General features: G+C 62.3%; 15 protein-coding genes. 6 read left to right on the plus strand and 9 right to left on the minus strand.

The window, feature by feature from the left end; translation table 11 throughout:
- Positions 1–85: 85 nt before the first annotated feature.
- From NAV32_RS13800 to NAV32_RS13815, 4 genes are all read left to right on the plus strand, one after another.
- Positions 86–976, plus strand: a complete 891-nt coding sequence (locus NAV32_RS13800; RefSeq protein ID WP_256053368.1) for a prenyltransferase — start codon at positions 86–88, stop codon at positions 974–976.
- A gap of 108 nt (positions 977–1,084) precedes the next feature.
- Entirely contained in the window at positions 1,085–2,290 is a 1,206-nt protein-coding gene (locus NAV32_RS13805) for an MFS transporter (protein WP_256053369.1), read from the plus strand.
- Positions 2,287–2,412 (plus strand): hypothetical protein, encoded by a 126-nt coding sequence (locus NAV32_RS13810; RefSeq protein ID WP_256053384.1) that lies wholly within the window; start codon positions 2,287–2,289, stop codon positions 2,410–2,412. Before NAV32_RS13805 ends, NAV32_RS13810 begins: the two co-directional genes overlap by 4 nt.
- Before the next feature lie 147 nt (positions 2,413–2,559).
- Positions 2,560–2,751 carry a hypothetical protein gene (locus NAV32_RS13815; protein WP_256053370.1) on the plus strand — a complete coding sequence of 64 codons (192 nt, stop codon included), beginning with the start codon at positions 2,560–2,562 and terminating at the stop codon, positions 2,749–2,751.
- Between the two features lie 11 nt (positions 2,752–2,762).
- Here the strand turns inward: NAV32_RS13815 and rlmF are convergent, their stop codons facing one another.
- The 9 genes from rlmF to NAV32_RS13860 form a co-directional block, all read right to left on the minus strand.
- Positions 2,763–3,761 carry a 23S rRNA (adenine(1618)-N(6))-methyltransferase RlmF gene (gene rlmF, locus NAV32_RS13820; protein ID WP_256053371.1) on the minus strand — a complete coding sequence of 333 codons (999 nt, stop codon included), beginning with the start codon at positions 3,759–3,761 and terminating at the stop codon, positions 2,763–2,765.
- Positions 3,762–3,805: 44 nt separating this feature from the next.
- A complete protein-coding gene (locus tag NAV32_RS13825; protein ID WP_256053372.1) occupies positions 3,806–4,975 on the minus strand; it encodes a YbfB/YjiJ family MFS transporter in 1,170 nt (389 codons plus the stop codon).
- 92 nt (positions 4,976–5,067) lie between these two features.
- Entirely contained in the window at positions 5,068–6,897 is a 1,830-nt protein-coding gene (locus NAV32_RS13830; protein WP_256053373.1) for an SLC13 family permease, read from the minus strand.
- A gap of 15 nt (positions 6,898–6,912) precedes the next feature.
- Entirely contained in the window at positions 6,913–7,209 is a 297-nt protein-coding gene (locus NAV32_RS13835; protein ID WP_256053374.1) for a winged helix-turn-helix domain-containing protein, read from the minus strand.
- 63 nt (positions 7,210–7,272) lie between these two features.
- On the minus strand, positions 7,273–8,655 hold the full coding sequence (gene nhaD / locus NAV32_RS13840) for a sodium:proton antiporter NhaD (RefSeq protein ID WP_256053375.1): 1,383 nt from the start codon (positions 8,653–8,655) through the stop codon (positions 7,273–7,275).
- Between the two features lie 375 nt (positions 8,656–9,030).
- A complete protein-coding gene (locus tag NAV32_RS13845) occupies positions 9,031–11,865 on the minus strand; it encodes a valine--tRNA ligase (protein ID WP_256053376.1) in 2,835 nt (944 codons plus the stop codon).
- Between the two features lie 113 nt (positions 11,866–11,978).
- Positions 11,979–12,350 (minus strand): DNA polymerase III subunit chi, encoded by a 372-nt coding sequence (locus NAV32_RS13850; RefSeq protein WP_256053377.1) that lies wholly within the window; start codon positions 12,348–12,350, stop codon positions 11,979–11,981.
- A gap of 68 nt (positions 12,351–12,418) precedes the next feature.
- Positions 12,419–12,838 (minus strand): DNA polymerase III subunit chi, encoded by a 420-nt coding sequence (locus NAV32_RS13855; protein ID WP_256053378.1) that lies wholly within the window; start codon positions 12,836–12,838, stop codon positions 12,419–12,421.
- Positions 12,839–12,868: 30 nt separating this feature from the next.
- Positions 12,869–14,356: a leucyl aminopeptidase gene (locus tag NAV32_RS13860; protein ID WP_256053379.1), complete on the minus strand. Its 1,488-nt coding sequence runs from the start codon at positions 14,354–14,356 to the stop codon at positions 12,869–12,871.
- Positions 14,357–14,541: 185 nt separating this feature from the next.
- Between NAV32_RS13860 and lptF the strand changes: the two genes are divergently transcribed.
- Entirely contained in the window at positions 14,542–15,663 is a 1,122-nt protein-coding gene (lptF, locus tag NAV32_RS13865) for an LPS export ABC transporter permease LptF (protein WP_256053380.1), read from the plus strand.
- Positions 15,656–16,717, plus strand: coding sequence for an LPS export ABC transporter permease LptG (lptG, locus tag NAV32_RS13870; protein ID WP_256053381.1), 1,062 nt, complete (start codon positions 15,656–15,658; stop codon positions 16,715–16,717). The genes lptF and lptG overlap by 8 nt, the downstream gene beginning before the upstream one ends.
- Positions 16,718–16,908: the final 191 nt, after the last annotated feature.

Genomic DNA, 16,908 nt, shown 5'->3' on the forward strand with positions numbered 1-16,908 from the left:
TTAAACCGTTCGCTTCGCTCACTGGGACGGGCTAAAGCCCGCCCCTTAACCAAACGTTAGGCGTCATTTCATTGCAGAGAGTGGCATGAACGAAATCTGGACTTGGCTGGGTGTGGTGCGTGGGCGGTTTCTGCTGTTGACGCTGAGCTGTGTGGCGCTCGGGGTTGCGCTGGCTGCCAGCGGGCAGAGCGGAACGGTGGCAACAGGCGAAGCGCTGCTGGTGCTGCTCGGGGCGCTGGCGGCGCATGTGGCGGTCAATGCGCTCAACGAGTGGGGCGATTATCGCAGTGGTCTGGATTTACACACCCATCGCACGGCTTTCAGCGGAGGCAGCGGCACGCTGGTGGCGCGCCCGCATCTGCTTGGGCGCACGCTGGTGCTTGGTCTTGGCAGTCTGCTGGCGTGCGCGCTGATCGGGCTGTTTTTCCTGCTGCGCACGCCGCATTTGCTGGTCAGCCTGGCGCCAGTAGGGCTGGCGGGATTGGCGCTGGTGCTGCTCTACACGCCCTGGCTGACCCGACACCCGTGGCTGTGTCTGTTCGCGCCAGGGCTGGGCTTCGCGTTGATGGTGCTGGGCACGCGTATTGTGCTCGGGGGGCCGCTGGAGGGGCGTGACCTGCTGTTGACGCTGCCGCCTCTGCTGTTCAGCAACAATTTGCTGTTGCTCAGTCAGTTCCCTGATATCGAGGCCGACCGCGCAGCCGGGCGGCGGACCCTGCCCATGCATCTTGGCGCTGAGAAGGCGCTCCGGGTGTTGCTGGCGCAGTGGCTGCTGGCTTACGGCGTGTTGCTGGTGGCGTTGTTCAGTCGCGAGCCTGGCGGAGCTGCCCTGGGGTTGCTGACCTTGCCGTTGGCCCTGCGCGCCACCTGGTTGTTGCGCAGCCAGCCGCAGCAATTGCTGTCAGCCCTGGGACTGAATGCAGCCATCAGCGTGGTGACGCCGTTGCTGATGGCGCTGGGGTTGATGTTTCTGTAGCGCGCATTTTCCCATGTCGATTCGTGCCTTCGGGATGTTGCAACGGGGGTGCCGAAAATGACGCAGGTCCGAGTAGACTTGTTGCCTTTTCCGGAAGGGATATTTCCCATGTCTTCTGCTTGGCGCAACAGCACGTGGATCCTGCTCGGCAGTTCGCTGATTCTCGCCGTGTCGCTGGGCGTGCGGCACGGTTTTGGGCTTTTCCTGCCGCCGATGAGCGCGGAGTTCGGCTGGGGGCGGGAGGTGTTCGCCTTCGCCATCGCCTTGCAGAATCTGATCTGGGGGTTGGCGCAGCCTTTTACCGGGGCGTTGGCGGACCGCTTTGGTGTGACGCGTGTGGTGCTGATCGGGGGTGTTCTCTACGCGGTCGGGCTGGTGCTGATGGCACTGGCTGACACGCCCACATCGCTTTCGCTGAGTGCCGGGTTGCTGATTGGTGTCGGTCTGTCGGGTACTTCGTTTTCGGTGATTCTCGGTGCAGTGGGAAGGGCAGCGCCGCCGGAAAAGCGCAGCATGGCGATGGGCGTTGCGGCGGCTGCAGGCTCGTTCGGCCAGTTTGCGATGCTGCCGGGCACGCTCGGGCTGATCGGCTGGCTGGGCTGGTCTTCGGCCTTGCTGGCGCTGGGGCTGCTGGTGGCCCTGATCGTGCCGCTGGCAGCGATGTTGCGCGGTGGGCCAGCGGTGGCAGATACAGGTCCGCGTCAGTCACTGCTCGAAGCCTTGCGTGAGGCCGTTGGGCATTCCGGCTTTCGCCTGCTGGCACTGGGCTTCTTCGTCTGCGGGTTTCAGGTGGTCTTTATCGGCATCCACCTGCCAGCCTATCTGGTGGATCGCGGCTTGCCGGCGACGGCAGGGACCACGGTGCTGGCACTGGTCGGGCTGTTCAATATCGCGGGCACCTACACGGCAGGCTGGCTGGGCGGCAGGTACTCGAAACCCAAACTGCTGACCGGGCTTTACCTGATGCGTGCGGTGGTCATCAGCACCTTCTTCTTTGCGCCGCTGACGCTCTGGACCGCCTATGGCTTCGGCATTGCCATGGGACTCTTGTGGCTGTCGACGGTGCCACTGACCAACGGTACCGTGGCGACGCTGTTCGGGGTGCGCAACCTGTCGATGCTCGGGGGCATCGTGTTCCTGTTCCACCAGATCGGCTCGTTCTGTGGCGGCTGGCTGGGTGGCTGGGTCTATGACCGTACCGGCAGCTATGACCTGGTCTGGCAGATCTCCATTGCCCTGTGCTTCATGGCAGCAGCCTTGAACTGGCCGATCCGCGAGCAGCCGGTGGCGCGCATGCGCCTGGAGACAGCGTGATGGGCAGAAGAGGGTTGTGGCTGGTAGGCGTTGCTGTGCTGGCTCTGGTGCTGGCTGCGACCTGGTGGGGCTGGCAGCGTAGCGGACTGGCGCTCCTGCAGCTGGGCATGGGTGTCTGCTGATCGTCGCAGTTCGGTATTTTTTCAGGTGGTTACGGAATCAATTCGACGTTGATGGCTCCAACAGGCCAGACGAATACGGGCTGTCGCAGAACCGTAATCAAAGACCTGTAAAAAGCTGCGGCATGCAGTCACCTGGAGTACCAAACGATGTCCACGCTTACCGAACTCGCCCAACAAATCGCTCAGCTCTATCCCTTGCAGGACAAGTATGTCGGCAAGCGTTACCGCGTGGTGGGCGAGCTGGCCGGGATGACCGAGCTGGAAGAAATCAATGGTGAGCCGCGCTATATCCAGACGCTGGCCCTAAAGGACCGGCAACGCTGGGATCTGGTGGTCTGACGCGGCTTGTCCTACTCCGGCTTGTCGCTCTTTGGGGTGGCAAGCCATTGCGCACGTTGCCCGTCATCAAGAAAGGTCCAGGCGACGAAGCGGCTGCGCTTCTGGCCCTGTGACATATCCCTGATTCGTACTTGTCTGGCACCGAGCGTTTTCAATCGGGCCTGCAGTGGCTGAACGTTGCCGGCCTTGGATACCAGGGTGGTGAACCAGCAGATCTGCTGCGCCACGCCGGTACTTTCATTGGCCATGCGGGCGAGGAATGCCGCTTCGCCGCCTTCACACCATAGTTCCGCCGCCTGGCCGCCGAAGTTGAGCGCCGGAAGCGTGCGCTTGGGGTCAAGCTTGCCGAGGTTGCGCCACTTGCGCTGGCTGCCGCTGCTGGCCTCTGCCTGAGAGGCATGAAAGGGCGGATTGCACAGGCTGATGGCGAACCGGTCGCTGCTTTGAACAAGCCCCTGGAAAACATGCAGTGGATCGGTCTGCTGGCGCAGGCTGATGCCTTTGCCAAGCTGGTTTGCCGCAACGATGGTGCGCGCCGAGGCCAGCGCCACGGTATCGATATCCGCGCCGGTGAAGCGCCAGCCATATTCGCGCAGGCCGATCAGCGGGTAGATGCAGTTGGCGCCGGTACCGATGTCCAGCGCGTGGATACGCACGCCACGTGGAATCTTGCCGGCGTTGTCCTCGGCCAGCAGGTCGGCCAGGCCATGCAGGTAGTCGGCGCGACCGGGGATCGGCGGGCACAGGTAGCCCGACGGAATGTCCCAGTGGGCAATGCCGTAGAACTGCTTGAGCAGTGCGCGATTGAAGCTGCGCACAGCGTCCGGGTTGGCAAAATCGATGCTCTGCTTGCCGTAGGGATTGAGGATCACGAACTGCGCCAGCTCCGGACTGCCGGCGATCAGCGCCGGGAAGTCGTAACGGCCTGTATGGCGATTGCGTGGGTGCAGCGCGCCTTTGGCACTGTCGGGCTTGGGGGACGCTGGGGCGGGTTTCTTCGGAGCAGGCATGATCTTCAACGAGGCAGGAAAACCCGCGCATTGTCCCACAGCTTTCACCCCCGGCGCGGCACCAGCAGCATCCATAGCAAGCCCCAGACCAGCGCACCTGCACCGAGCCAGAAGGCGCTGTGCAGGGTGCCGCCCATGTCCAGCCATACACCGGTCAGCCAGGGGCCGGCCAGCTGGGTCAGGCTGTACAGGGCGATCAACGCGGCCGACAGCCGTGGGCCTTGATGGGGATGCAGGGCACGCGCCAGGCGCTGGGTGAGCAGGACGGTGCCGAGGAAGGTTCCGCCCACCAGAATCCCGCAGAGCAGGATGCCGACTGCCCCCGGGATCCACAGGATCGCCAGCACGCCGACCAGCTGCGCAACGTAGCTCAGGCGTAATGCGGTGATGTCGCCGAGGCGGGCGCCCAGGCGGTTCCACAGCCAGGGCGAGGGCAGCGTGGCGAGTGCGACGATCAGCCAGCTATTGCCGACTATAAAGCTGCCCGGCTCCATCTGCAGGTGCGCCACCATGGGCAGGAAGGTCATCGGCAGGATGTAGCCCATCCCCGCGCCGGCGTACGACAGAAACAGCGGTGTGCTGGCGCGATCCAGCAGGCGGCCACTTGGGCTGGCGACTGTGGTGTCGGCCGGCTCCTGGTCGGGCATGTCCAGGCGGGCCAGTTGTCGCCAGCCCCACCAGGCCAGGGGAATGGAGAGCAATGCAGCCGGCCACCAGCGATCAGCGCCCTGCAGCACGCCATTGCTCAGGCTGACCAGCAGGCTGGAGAGAATCAGTCCCACGCAGACGCCCAGATAGACAAGGCCGCTGGACGACACCCGGCGATGGCGCGCCAGCCATTCGAGAATCAGCGAAGGGGCCTGCACGAACACCAGGCCGTTGCTGATGCCATTGAGCAGGCGCAGGGCAGAGAGCATATCGGATGATTCCGCCTGGGTCTGCGCCAGGGTGCTGAGCACATGCAGGGCCAGCGCCCAGGGCAGGCTGCGGCGAATCTGCGCGACCCGATGCCAGCGCACGGCGAGCAGCGCGCCGATCAGGTAGCCCAGGTAATTCCAGGTGGCGGCACTGGCGCCTTGCTGGATAGTCAGCAGGCCATCTTCCACCAGCCAGGGAAGTAGCGGCGTGTAGATGAAACGACCCAAGCCGTGAACCACGAGCAACAGGGTTGCGCCGGCCAGCAGCGTCGGGAAAAGGGCAGGGCGATGGGACATGATGCGTTCTGGTCTGGAAAAGCGGCGAGCTTAGCGCCCGCTGCGATGAAGCGATATGCCACTTATTGGTGTTTTTACGCGCTGGCACCGGGCTACAGCGGAAACAGCATGGGTACCAGGGCTACAGAAACCAGCATGACGAGTAGCGTGAAGGGCACGCCAACCCGCACGAAATCGGCGAAACGGTATTGGCCCGGCCCCAGCACCAGGGTATTCACCGGTGACGAGATTGGCGTCATGAAGGCTGCCGAGGCCGCCAGCGCAACGATCATCGCAAAGGGATAGGGCGAGGCATCCAGTTGTGTCGCGATGGATACCGCGACCGGCGCCATCAGCACGGCAGTGGCGGTATTGGAAATGAACAGGCCGATTATTGCCGTGAGCAGGAACAGGCAGGCGAGCAGGGCGTGCGGGCCAGCATCGCCAAACAGGCTGATCAGGCCGGACACCGCCAGGGTAATTCCGCCGGTTTTCTCCAGCGCCAGCGCGAAAGGCAGCATGCCGACAATCAGCACCAGGCTCTGCCAATGAATGGATTTGTAGGCGCTGTCCATGTCGATGCAGCGGAACAGGCCCATCACCAGGCAACCGATCAGTGCGGCCATGACATTCGGCACCAGGCCACTGACCATCAGCCCGATCATCACCGCCAGCCCCAGCAGCGCAAAGGGTGCGCGGCTGGCCGCGGGCGCCACGTCGTCGATCTCGGCGGGCAGGCTGAGCACCAGGAAATCGCGGCTCAGGCCCTGCAGCCTGTGAATGTGCTTCCAGCTGCCGGCCACCAGCAAGGTGTCGGCAGGTTTCAGCTTCTCGTCCACCAGCAATCCCTGCAGCGCCTCGTGGTCACGGCGCACTCCCACCACATTGAGCTTGTAGGTGCTGCGAAAACCCAGCGCCTGGATGGTCTTGCCCGGCAGGCGTGAGTCAGGTGGCAGCGCCACTTCGGCCAGCCCCAGTTCGTTGGCATAGTCGCCGTAATAGGAGTCGCCCAGCTGCAGCGACTCCACACCGAGCTCCTGATAGGCGCCCAGCAGGCCGATGGCCGGGCTGGCCAGATCCACCAGCAGCACATCACCGACGAACAGCTCGGTATTGCCGGTGGCGATCAGCAACAGTCGGCGAAACTTGTGCTGCCGTTCGATGGCGATCACGTTGATGCCGTACTGGCTGCGCAGTTTCAATTCATCCAGCGCCTGATTGGCCAGGATCGAGCCGGGCAGCACGCGCAAGCGCCGCTCGCGCTCGGGCAGTCGATAGCGCTGGGCGAGGATGTTCAGGGTATCGCGTGGCTCGGCGGGTGCGGTTATCGCGACATCGCTGCCCAGCCAGCGGCGGGCCAGCAGCATATAGCCGATGCCCAGCGCCAGAACCGCCAGGCCGATGGGGGCGAAATCGAAGAAGGCAAAACCGTCCAGGCCGGCGCGCCGCAGTTCGCTGTGCACCACCATGTTCGGCGGTGTCGCCACCAGGGTGAGCATGCCGCTGATCAGGCCGGCGAAGGCCAGGGGCATCATCAGCCGGCGCGGCGAAACTTTCATGCGCGCGGCAATGCTCAGTACCACGGGAATGAAGATCGCCACCACGCCGGTGGAACTCATCACCGAGCCCAGGCCCGCCACGGCGAGCATCAGCAGAATCAGCAGGCGGGTTTCACTGCTGCCTGCCGAGCGTACCAGCCAGTTGCCGAGGCGGAAGGCGATGCCGGTCCGTACCAGACCGTTGCCAATCACGAACAGCGCGGCGATCAGCACTACACTGGGGTCGCTGAAACCGGCCAGTGCTTCGTTGATGCTGATGACGCCTGTGAGCGGCAGGGCAACCATCGCCAGCACAGCGACCACGTCCATCCGCGGCTTGTTGACTACGAACAGTCCGACACAGGTAGCCAGCAGGGCGAGAACCAACAGCAGTTCGACATTCATGGTGATGGCAGCAAATCAGGGGTAGCCGAGGACGGTCTTCAGGCGCGGCAGGTGTTGCGCGATCCATTGGCGGTCGATGGCGCCCCAGTCATGGATGCGATAGTGACCGGCGTTGTGGCGTTCGCCGTCATCCTGGACGAAGCGGCAGTCGATATCCAGATCGGCAAGTGCGGCCAGGGTGTCCTGGGCGGTGCGCCGGGGCATGCCGGTTGCGGCCATCAGTGCGGGAACGCTGGTGGCGTTGCCGCTGTCGATCAGCCAGGCGACGTAGAGTCGGCGGTAGAAGCTGGTTTTGGTCTTGCTGACGGTCATGCGGGGTCCCTGGTCAGGTCGTCTGGTGCCTTTGGGCAACAACGACCTGACAGGGCGATTGGCTCAGCGCAGGGCGAGCATGCCGACGTAGGTCGCTGCGCCGGCAGTGTAACCGAGGAAGGCCAGCAGGCTGACGCGCTTGATGTACCAGGTGAAGCTGATCTTTTCCATGCCCATGGCAGCGACACCCGCAGCCGAGCCGATGATCAGCGTGCTGCCGCCGGTGCCGGCGCAGTAAGCAAGCATTTCCCAGAAGTTGCCGTCGACGACGAACTGGGACATCCAGCCGAACTCTTCAGCGGCCGTTGCGGCCAACATCTTCTCGCTGACCAACGGATACATCTTCATCGCACCCGCTACCAGCGGCACGTTATCGACCACAGCAGACAACAGGCCGATGGCGTAGTTGATCGCGTAGATATGGCCCAGCGATTCGCGCAGCGCCGTGGCCACCTGGGTCAGATGGCCAGCGGTGGCCAGTGCAGAAACCGCCAGGAGGATGCCGAGGAAGAACAGCACGCTTGGGGTGTCGACCCTGCGCAGAACGCCGACCACTGAAAGTGGGTGCTTGTCCTCGTCATTCTTGTTGCGATGGATGAACTCGGTCGCCACCCAGAGAACACCAAGGCCGAAGAGGATGCCCATGTACGGGGGCAGGTGGGTCACCGTCTTGAACACCGGGACGAACAACAGGGCGCCCAGGCCAAGGCCCAGTACCAGATTGCGTTCGAAGGTGCTGGTGGCCGGTGGGTGCTTCTCAGCCAGGTGAGCCCGAGCGCGCGGGCGCGGAGCCTCACCGCGCAGGGTGAAGCTGAGGATGGTCAGTGGCACCAGCAGGCAGACCAGGCTTGGAATGAACAGGTTGACGATTACCCCGGACGCGGTGATCTGATTGCCGATCCAGAGCATGGTGGTGGTCACGTCACCGATCGGCGACCAGGCGCCACCGGCGTTGGCCGCGATGACCACCACGCCGACATACAGCCAGCGCTCGGGACGACCGCGGATCAGCTTGCGCAGCAGAGAGACCATGACGATGGTGGTGGTCAGGTTGTCCAGCGCGGCGGAGAGGAAGAAGGTCAGAAAGCCGATGATCCACAACAGATGGACACGCTTGCGTGTCTGGATGCGGTCGGTGATGACCTTGAAGCCTTCGTGGGAGTCGATCAGCTCGACGATGGTCATCGCACCAAGCAGGAAGAAGAGGATCTCCGACACTTCGCCCAGGTGATGGCGCAGTGCTTCGACCACTACGGCGGAGGAATCTGCCGGGTCATGCGTGCCGGGTTGCAGCAGCGGAAGAATCTGGTCAGCGCCCAGCACCAGAATGGTCCAGGTCAGCACCGCAGTCAGAATCGCTGCGGCGGCCTTGTCTATTTTCAGGGGATGTTCAAAGGCTATGCATAGATAGCCCAAGACGAACACTACAGCCATGAGTGCATACATCGGAGGGACTCCATCTTGAGGAACCTTGCCGGGCATGCGGACGTGCGACGCAGCCTCAGCGGCTGGCAGAGTGATGATCGGCTATCGGAGGTGAAACAAGTCGGGAACCGCGTGCGAGGCTGTTGCCTGCTGCTGATAAACGGTTGCGCGTTCGGCGTGATGCATCAGGGCACCGCGCTTCGCTGCTGAGGGCTCATTTCACGTCTTCGAGCGATTCGTCTTGGCTTTAACGGCCTGCCAGTTTGTAAAAGGGTGTTTCATGTGCGGCATAGTGTATCAGTGATTCCGGTAATAACTTGTCATCAATCAAGAGGGTCTCTTTAAGCAAAAAGGCCAGCACCTTTCGGGCTGGCCTTTTCTGTTGAAGCGCTCTGTTCAGAGCGTTGCAATGCGCTCGCGTTGCTCCAGCAGGCGGGCTCTGGCCTGTTCGGCTTCGGCCAGTTTCGCACGCTCCTTGTCGATGACGTCGGCAGGCGCCTTGTCGACGAAGCCGGCGTTGCCGAGTTTGCCGCCAATGCGTTTGACTTCGCCATCGAGGCGGGCGATCTCCTTGTCCAGACGCGCCAGTTCGGCATCCTTGTCGATCAGTCCGGCCATGGGTACCAGTACCTGCATGTCACCGACCAGGGCAATGGCCGACAGCGGCGCTTCTTCGCCAGCGGTGAGGCTGCGAACGTTATCCAGCTTGGCCAGTTTCTTCAGTAGCGGCTCGTTTTCCGCAAGGCGGCGCAGGTCGGATGCCGAGGCATTGCCCAGCACTACGTCGATGCGCTTGGCCATGGAAATGTTCATTTCGCCGCGAATCTGGCGGATGCCGAGCATGAAGGCCTTGACCCACTCGATGTCGCCTTCGGCCGCTTCATCGAAACGCGACGGATCGAATTCCGGCCAGGGTTGCAGCATCAACGTAGGTCCGGACTTGCCGGCCAGCGGCGCAACGCGTTGCCAGATTTCTTCGGTGATGAACGGCATGAACGGGTGCGCCAGGCGCAGCGCCGTCTCCAGCACGCGCACCAGGGTACGGCGGGTGCCGCGCTGGCGTTCGGCGGATGCAGTCTCGTCCCACAGCAGTGGCTTGACCAGCTCCAGGTACCAGGCGCAGTACTCGTCCCAGACAAACTCGTACAAGGCTTGCGCTGCCAGATCGAAACGGAAGTTTTCCAGCTGGCGGGTCACTTCGGCTTCGGTGCGTTGCAGCGAGGAGATGATCCAGCGATCCACAGAGGACAGTTCCGCAGGCTCGCCATTGACGCCGGTGTCCTTGCCCTCGGTGTTCTCGAAGACGAAGTTGGCGGCGTTCCACAGCTTGTTGCAGAAGTTGCGATAGCCCTCGACGCGCCCCATGTCGAACTTGATGTCGCGACCGGTGGAAGCCAGCGAGCAGAAGGTGAAACGCAGGGCGTCGGTGCCGTAGCTGGCGATGCCTTCGGGGAACTCCGCTTTCGTTTGCTTGGCGATTTTCTCGGCCAGCTTGGGCTGCATCATGCCGCTGGTGCGCTTGGTCAGCAGCTCGTCCAGGGTGATGCCGTCGACGATGTCCAGTGGGTCGAGCACGTTGCCCTTGGACTTGGACATTTTCTGCCCCTGGCCATCGCGTACCAGGCCGTGCACGTAGACGGTCTTGAACGGAATCTGTCCGGTCAGGTGGGTGGACAGCATGATCATCCGGGCAACCCAGAAGAAAATAATGTCGAAACCGGTGACCAGCACGTCAGTCGGATGGAAGGTCTTGAGGTACTCGGTCTGTTCTGGCCAGCCAAGGGTGGAGAAGGTCCACAGGCCGGAGCTGAACCAGGTATCCAGCACGTCCTCATCCTGGCGCAGCTCTATTTCGGCGCCGAGGTTGTGCTTGCGGCGCACTTCCATTTCGTCGCGACCAACGTAGACGTAGCCGGCTTCGTCATACCAGGCCGGAATGCGGTGTCCCCACCAGAGTTGGCGGCTGATGCACCAGTCCTGGATGTCACGCATCCAGCTGAAGTACATGTTCTCGTACTGCTTGGGCACGAACTGGATCTCGCCGCTTTCCACTGCCGCGATGGCTTTGTCAGCCAGCGGCTTGGTGGAGACGTACCACTGATCGGTCAGCCAGGGTTCGATGATGGTGCCGGAGCGGTCGCCGCGAGGTACTTTCAGGGCGTGATCGTCGATTTTTTCCAGCAGGCTCATGGCCTCGAACTCGGCGACGATGGCTTTGCGAGCATCGAAGCGGTCCATGCGTGCGTAGCCGTCTGGCAGGGTCGCGTCGACCCGGTCGTTTGGCGTGCCGTCGAGGTTGAACACCTGAGCGCGAGCGAGAACACAGGCGTTTTCGTCGAAGATGTTGATCAGTGGCAGATGGTGACGCTTGCCGACTTCGTAGTCGTTGAAGTCGTGGGCCGGGGTGATCTTCACGCAGCCGGTGCCGAATTCGAGATCGACATAATCATCGGCGACGATGGGAATCAGACGATTGACCAGCGGCAGCAGGATGTGGCGACCGATCAGGTCCTTGTAGCGCTCGTCCTCGGGATGCACGGCAACGGCAGCGTCGCCGAGCATGGTTTCCGGGCGGGTGGTGGCAACCACCAGATGATCCTTGCCATCGGCAGTGCGTGCGCCGTCAGCCAGTGGATAGCGCATGTGCCAGAGGTGACCCTTCTCGTCGTGGTTTTCCACCTCCAGGTCGGAAATGGCGGTGTGCAGTTTGGTGTCCCAGTTGACCAGGCGCTTGCCGCGATAGATCAGACCATCCTCGTGCAGGCGCACAAACGCTTCCTTGACCGCTTCGGACAGGCCCTCATCCATGGTGAAACGCTCGCGCGACCAGTCTACCGACGAACCCAGGCGACGGATTTGGCGGGTGATGTTGCCGCCGGACTCATGCTTCCATTCCCAGACCTTCTCCAGGAACTTCTCACGGCCTAGGTCGTGGCGGCTGATGTTTTGCGCGCCCAGTTGGCGCTCGACCACCATCTGCGTGGCGATACCCGCGTGGTCGGTGCCTGGCTGCCACAGGGTGTTGCGGCCCTGCATGCGGCGGAAACGGATCAGCGCATCCATGATGGCGTTGTTGAAGCCATGGCCCATGTGCAGGCTGCCGGTGACGTTCGGCGGCGGAATCATGATGGTGTAGGGCTCACCTGAACCCTGGGGCGCAAAGTGATTGTTGGCTTCCCAAGTCTGGTACCAGGAAGTCTCGATGGCGTGCGGCTGGTAGGTCTTGTCCATTCGGCGGGACCCTTAGAACGGCTGGTCGGAAAAACCGTGGAGTATAAAGGCAAAGTGCCGAAGCGGCCGAATCTGCTGCCGTTAATTGCTGGCCTGTGGCCTTGAGTGCGTGTTCAGGGGCGAGGCGAGCGAATCAATTGCTCGGCGCGACTTTCCAGGCGGCGTTTGAGTTCGGCCTCGATCTGTGGCACGAAATCGTCGATCACTTCCTGCAGGATAAGCTGCGCCGCGGTACGCAGTTCGTGGTCCAGGTGACGTTCGGCGAGGGTGCGAAAAGCCGTGCGTACAGCGGGCTCACGTGGCTCATCCGGTGACTGGGCAGGTTGTTGAGCGGGTGCGGCAGATTCGACGATTTCCGACAGCACAGGGATGCTGCCAGGGTCCAGAGGGTCAACCAGCGGATCATGCTCATCACCGAGCAGGGCGCGTATGGATTCCAGTTCGTCGAGCAGATGCGCAGGTCTGGGTGGGGGTGTTGACGTCATTATCAAGAGGGTTCCGGGCAGTAGCGCATCCTGGCGGTTGGCGGCGGGTTATCAAGTTGCGACAGGGTTCACAGTTCGACGCGCTTCGGATCATAGCCCTGCTGGCGATACAGACGAAAGTTTTCGCGACAGGCGTTCAACAGCTCCGGCTGCTGGTTGACGATCTCGATGATCCGACCGAAGTGATCGATATGCGGTGACAGCGTTCGGGCGAGATTGATCAGCAGGCCCTGATCGATTGCTGGCGGTTGTTCCAGGCCGATCACGACCGGGGCTTTTGGGTCCTGCTCATAGCATTCATGAGGGATGAAGCGCTCGGCGCGAAAGTGCCAGAGCAGTTCATCCATCTCGGCACATTGCGCTTCATCCTGGCAGCGAATGAACACGGGCAGGCCGTGCTGCCAGCCCTTTGCGGCCAGTTGGCAGGCTGCTCTGGCACGACCGGTCGCCGTGCTGTCCGGCAGAACGTAGAACTCGATGCGCGTCATGCAGGCGTACCGTCAACTGTCCGGCTCATCTCACTCGATCCGATCCAGCAGGTACTGGGTGAGCAGCGGCACCGGTCGTCCGGTTGCGCCCTTTTCCTTGCCGCCGCTGACCCAGGCGGTGCCGGCGATGTCCAGGTGTGCCCAGGAGTAGTCCTTGGTGAAGCGCGAGAGGAAACAGGCGGCGGTAATGGTGCCGGCCTTGGGGCCGCCGATGTTGGCGATATCGGCAAAAGGACTGTCCAGTTGTTCCTGATAGTCATCGAACAGCGGCAATTGCCAGGCGCGGTCGTCGGCGTTGCGACCGGCATCCAGCAACTGACGGGCCAGTGCGTCGTCGTTGCTCAGCAGGCCGGAGGTCTGGCTGCCCAGGGCGACGATGCAGGCGCCGGTGAGGGTCGCCACGTCGATCACCGCGCGCGGCTTGAAGCGCTCGACATAGGTCAGTGCATCGCACAGCACCAGGCGACCCTCGGCATCGGTATTGAGGATTTCGACGGTCTGCCCACTCATGGTGGTGACGATGTCGCCGGGGCGGGTGGCGCCGCCGCTGGGCATGTTTTCCGCGCATGCCAGCACGGCCACCAGATTGAGCGGCAGTTGCAGCTCCAGGGCGGTGCGGAAGGTGCCGAGCACGCTGGCCGCGCCGCACATGTCGTACTTCATTTCGTCCATGCCCTGACCGGGCTTGAGGCTGATGCCGCCGGTGTCGAAGGTGATGCCCTTGCCCACCAGCGCATAGGGTTGCTCACCTTTCTTGCCGCCGTTGTACTGCATCACGACCATGCAGCCGGGTTGGTCACTGCCCTGCGACACGGCGAGGAAGGAGCCTGCGCCCAGTTCGCGCAGTTTCTTTTCGTCCAGCACCTCGACCTTCACGCCCTTGAATGCCTTGGCCAGTTTTTTGGCCTGCTCGGCTACATAGCTTGGGTGGCAGATGTTCGGCGGCAGATTGCCCAGATCGCGGGCGAAGTTCATGCCGGAGTTAATGGCCTGGGCATGACTGGCGGCCTGTTCGGTCTGCGCCTGCTCGGCTTTGTCACTGAGCAGCGTGATCCGGTTCAGCGGGCGGGCATCGGCCTTCTTGCTTTTGAACTGATCGAAGCTGTACTGGCCGCCAGCGAGGGTTTCCACCAGCAGACGGGTGCGCGCGTAGCTATCGCGATCCTTGAGCTGCACATCCTGCAGGGCGAGCGTTGCATCGCTGCCGCCAAGGTTCTTCAGAACGCTGGATATGGCGTTAACAACCTTACGCCACTGGCGCGCATCGAGCTCATCGGCTTTGCCAGTGCCCACCAGCAATACCCGCTCGGCCTTGATGCCGGGCAATTGCTGGAGCAGCAGGGTTTGCCCCGGCTTGCCCTGCACATCACCGCGCTTGAGGATGGCGGTGATGGCGCCGGAACTGGCGTCATCAACGTCTTGCGCGATCTTGCCAAGGATGAGGTCTTCGCCAACCGGGAGGACCAGGGTGGCAGTTTTGGTTGCGGGCGCTTTGGCGGTTTTTACAACAAATTGCATGGTGTCGAGTCCCCAAGACAAAGAGTCGGGTTTGCAGGATAATGCCGGGCTTGTTTTCGGTGGTTCGTCTGGCGCGTCGTCTGAAAATCCGTATATCGATTTCAGCGGCTGTTGCGGGCGGGCCGGCTGCGTGGCGGCTAGTGTGAGCGTAGCCGCCGGAGCCTGACAACCCTGGAGTGTCTGGTTTGATCGTCTTTCGTTACCTGTCCCGTGAGTTGCTGATCACCCTGAGCGCCGTGAGTGCGGTGCTGCTGGTGATCATCATGAGTGGTCGCTTCATCAAATATCTGGCCCAGGCCGCACAAGGGCTGCTCGATCCTGGTGTGTTGCTGATGATCATGGGGTTCCGCCTGCCCGGCTTCCTGCAACTGATCCTGCCGTTGGGGCTTTTTCTCGGCATCCTGCTGGCCTACGGTAGGCTGTATCTGGACAGCGAAATGACCGTGTTGTCCGCGACGGGCATGAGTCAGCGCCGCCTGCTGGCTTACAGTCTGGCACCTGCCGCGCTGGTCGCCGCGCTGGTCGGCTGGCTGAGCCTGGGGCTTGCGCCGCAGGGTGTTGCCGAGGTTGACCGCATCCTCAATGAACAGGACTCGCTGACCGAATTCGATACTCTGGTTCCCGGACGCTTTCAGACGCTGCGCAACGGCACGCGTGTCACCTATACCCGGGAACTGACGGAGGATCGCGCACAGCTGGCCGGTGTCTTCATTTCCGAAACCAACCTGTCCAGTGCCACGGGAGAGGAGCGCGGCTTGTCGGTGCTGGTGGCCGAAAGCGGGCGTCAGGAGGTTCAGGCAGACGGTAGTCGTTATCTGATTCTGGAAAACGGTTATCGCTACGACGGCAACCCTGGGCAGGCCAACTACCGGGCGATCCAGTACGACACCTATGGCGTCCTGCTGCCCAAGCCGGAAGTCAGCATCGAGTTGAGCGAGCGCGAAGCGCTGCCTACGCGGGAGTTGTTCGGCAGTGACGACATCCGTCTGCAGTCCGAGCTGCAGTGGCGCTTTTCGCTGCCACTGCTGGTGTTCATCGTCACCCTGCTGGCGGTGCCGCTGTCAAAGGTGAATCCGCGACAGGGGCGCTTCCTCAAGCTGCTGCCAGCCGTTCTGCTGTACATGACTTATCTGGCTTTGTTGGTCGCCGCGCGAGGCGCGCTGGACAAGGGGCGAATTCCGCCGGCGCTGGGGCTCTGGTGGGTTCACGGGATTTTCTTTCTGATCGGGATGCTGATGCTCTACTGGGAACCGCTGAGGCTTGCCTTTGATAAGCGTCGTGCAGGGGCGGGGGTGGCCCATGCGTAAGCTCGACCGCTATATCGGCAGCCATGTCCTGTTGGCCATTCTAAGCGTCCTTGGCGTTATTGTCGGGCTTGCGCTGCTGTTCGCCTTTATCGACGAGCTGGGTGATGTGAAAGGCGCCTACGGCACGCTGGATGCCGCGCTTTACGTGCTCTACACGACGCCGTCGCGTGTCTATGAAATGTTGCCAATGGCGGCGCTGATTGGTTGTCTTATCGGCTTGGGGATGCTGGCCAGTAACAGCGAACTGACGATCATGCGGGCCGCGGGTGTTTCCCTGGGGCGTATTGTCCTGGCGGTGATGAAGCCGATGCTGGTGTTGATGCTGGTCGGCGTACTGATTGGCGAATATCTGGCTCCCTGGAGCGAGAATGTTGCCCAGGCCAGCCGCGCCACAGCGCAGGGTGCGGGTGAGGCGCAGAGCAGCAAGCGCGGTCTGTGGCATCGGCAGGGTGAGGAGTTCGTGCATGTCAACGCGGTGCAGCCGGGTGGTGTGCTGTTGGGTGTGACGCGCTACAACTTCGACGAGCAGCGCCAACTGCTGTCGGCTAGCTTCGCCCGGCGCGCACATTATCAGGACGATCACTGGCAGCTCAGCGGTATCGCCACGACGCATTTTCGTGGCGACCATACCGAGGTGATCAAGACGGCTGAAGAGCGTTGGGATGTACAGCTGACGCCGCAGCTGCTGGGGACAGTGGTGATGGAGCCGGACGCACTATCGATCACTGGGCTGTGGCGCTATATCCATTATCTTGGCGAGCAGGGTCTCAATAACGGGCGCTACTGGCTGGCGTTCTGGACCAAGGTTCTGCAGCCTGTGGTGACAGTGGCGCTGGTGCTGCTCGCCATCTCGTTCATCTTCGGCCCGCTGCGCTCGGTTACCCTGGGGCAGCGAGTCTTTACCGGCGTCATCGTCGGCTTCGTCTTCCGCATCATGCAGGATCTGCTCGGGCCAGCCAGCCAGGTGTTCGGCTTCTCGCCGCTGCTGGCGGTGCTGGTGCCGGCAGGTATCTGTGCGCTGGCGGGGCTGTTTTTGCTGAGAAGGGCGGGGTAGTGATAAAACCGATAAAAGCGCTTGAGGCTGGACGCTAAGGCAGGTCGTAGTTCGTAGGGTGGGTCATGCTTCATCGACCCAGCGAGCAGGGTGCGGTGGACATAAAAAACGATGTCCACCCTACGAAGCTGGCGGCTGTTCGGGGATTGCACTTTATCGATCCACCAGGCGGGGTGTAGTGGATGTAAAGA

The sequence above is a fragment of the Stutzerimonas stutzeri genome (assembly GCF_024448695.1).
GTDB classification, from domain to species: Bacteria; Pseudomonadota; Gammaproteobacteria; order Pseudomonadales; family Pseudomonadaceae; genus Stutzerimonas; species Stutzerimonas stutzeri_T.

Coding starts and splice junctions, on each gene's coding strand:
- NAV32_RS13860 (WP_256053379.1), bottom strand. CDS start 14,356: ATGCAATTTGTTGTAAAAACCGCCAAAGCGCCCGCAACCAAAACTGCC.
- nhaD (WP_256053375.1), bottom strand. CDS start 8,655: ATGTATGCACTCATGGCTGTAGTGTTCGTCTTGGGCTATCTATGCATA.
- NAV32_RS13800 (WP_256053368.1), top strand. CDS start 86: ATGAACGAAATCTGGACTTGGCTGGGTGTGGTGCGTGGGCGGTTTCTG.
- NAV32_RS13805 (WP_256053369.1), top strand. CDS start 1,085: ATGTCTTCTGCTTGGCGCAACAGCACGTGGATCCTGCTCGGCAGTTCG.
- NAV32_RS13825 (WP_256053372.1), bottom strand. CDS start 4,975: ATGTCCCATCGCCCTGCCCTTTTCCCGACGCTGCTGGCCGGCGCAACC.
- rlmF (WP_256053371.1), bottom strand. CDS start 3,761: ATGCCTGCTCCGAAGAAACCCGCCCCAGCGTCCCCCAAGCCCGACAGT.
- NAV32_RS13830 (WP_256053373.1), bottom strand. CDS start 6,897: ATGAATGTCGAACTGCTGTTGGTTCTCGCCCTGCTGGCTACCTGTGTC.
- NAV32_RS13835 (WP_256053374.1), bottom strand. CDS start 7,209: ATGACCGTCAGCAAGACCAAAACCAGCTTCTACCGCCGACTCTACGTC.
- NAV32_RS13845 (WP_256053376.1), bottom strand. CDS start 11,865: ATGGACAAGACCTACCAGCCGCACGCCATCGAGACTTCCTGGTACCAG.
- NAV32_RS13855 (WP_256053378.1), bottom strand. CDS start 12,838: ATGACGCGCATCGAGTTCTACGTTCTGCCGGACAGCACGGCGACCGGT.
- lptG (WP_256053381.1), top strand. CDS start 15,656: ATGCGTAAGCTCGACCGCTATATCGGCAGCCATGTCCTGTTGGCCATT.
- NAV32_RS13815 (WP_256053370.1), top strand. CDS start 2,560: ATGTCCACGCTTACCGAACTCGCCCAACAAATCGCTCAGCTCTATCCC.
- NAV32_RS13850 (WP_256053377.1), bottom strand. CDS start 12,350: ATGACGTCAACACCCCCACCCAGACCTGCGCATCTGCTCGACGAACTG.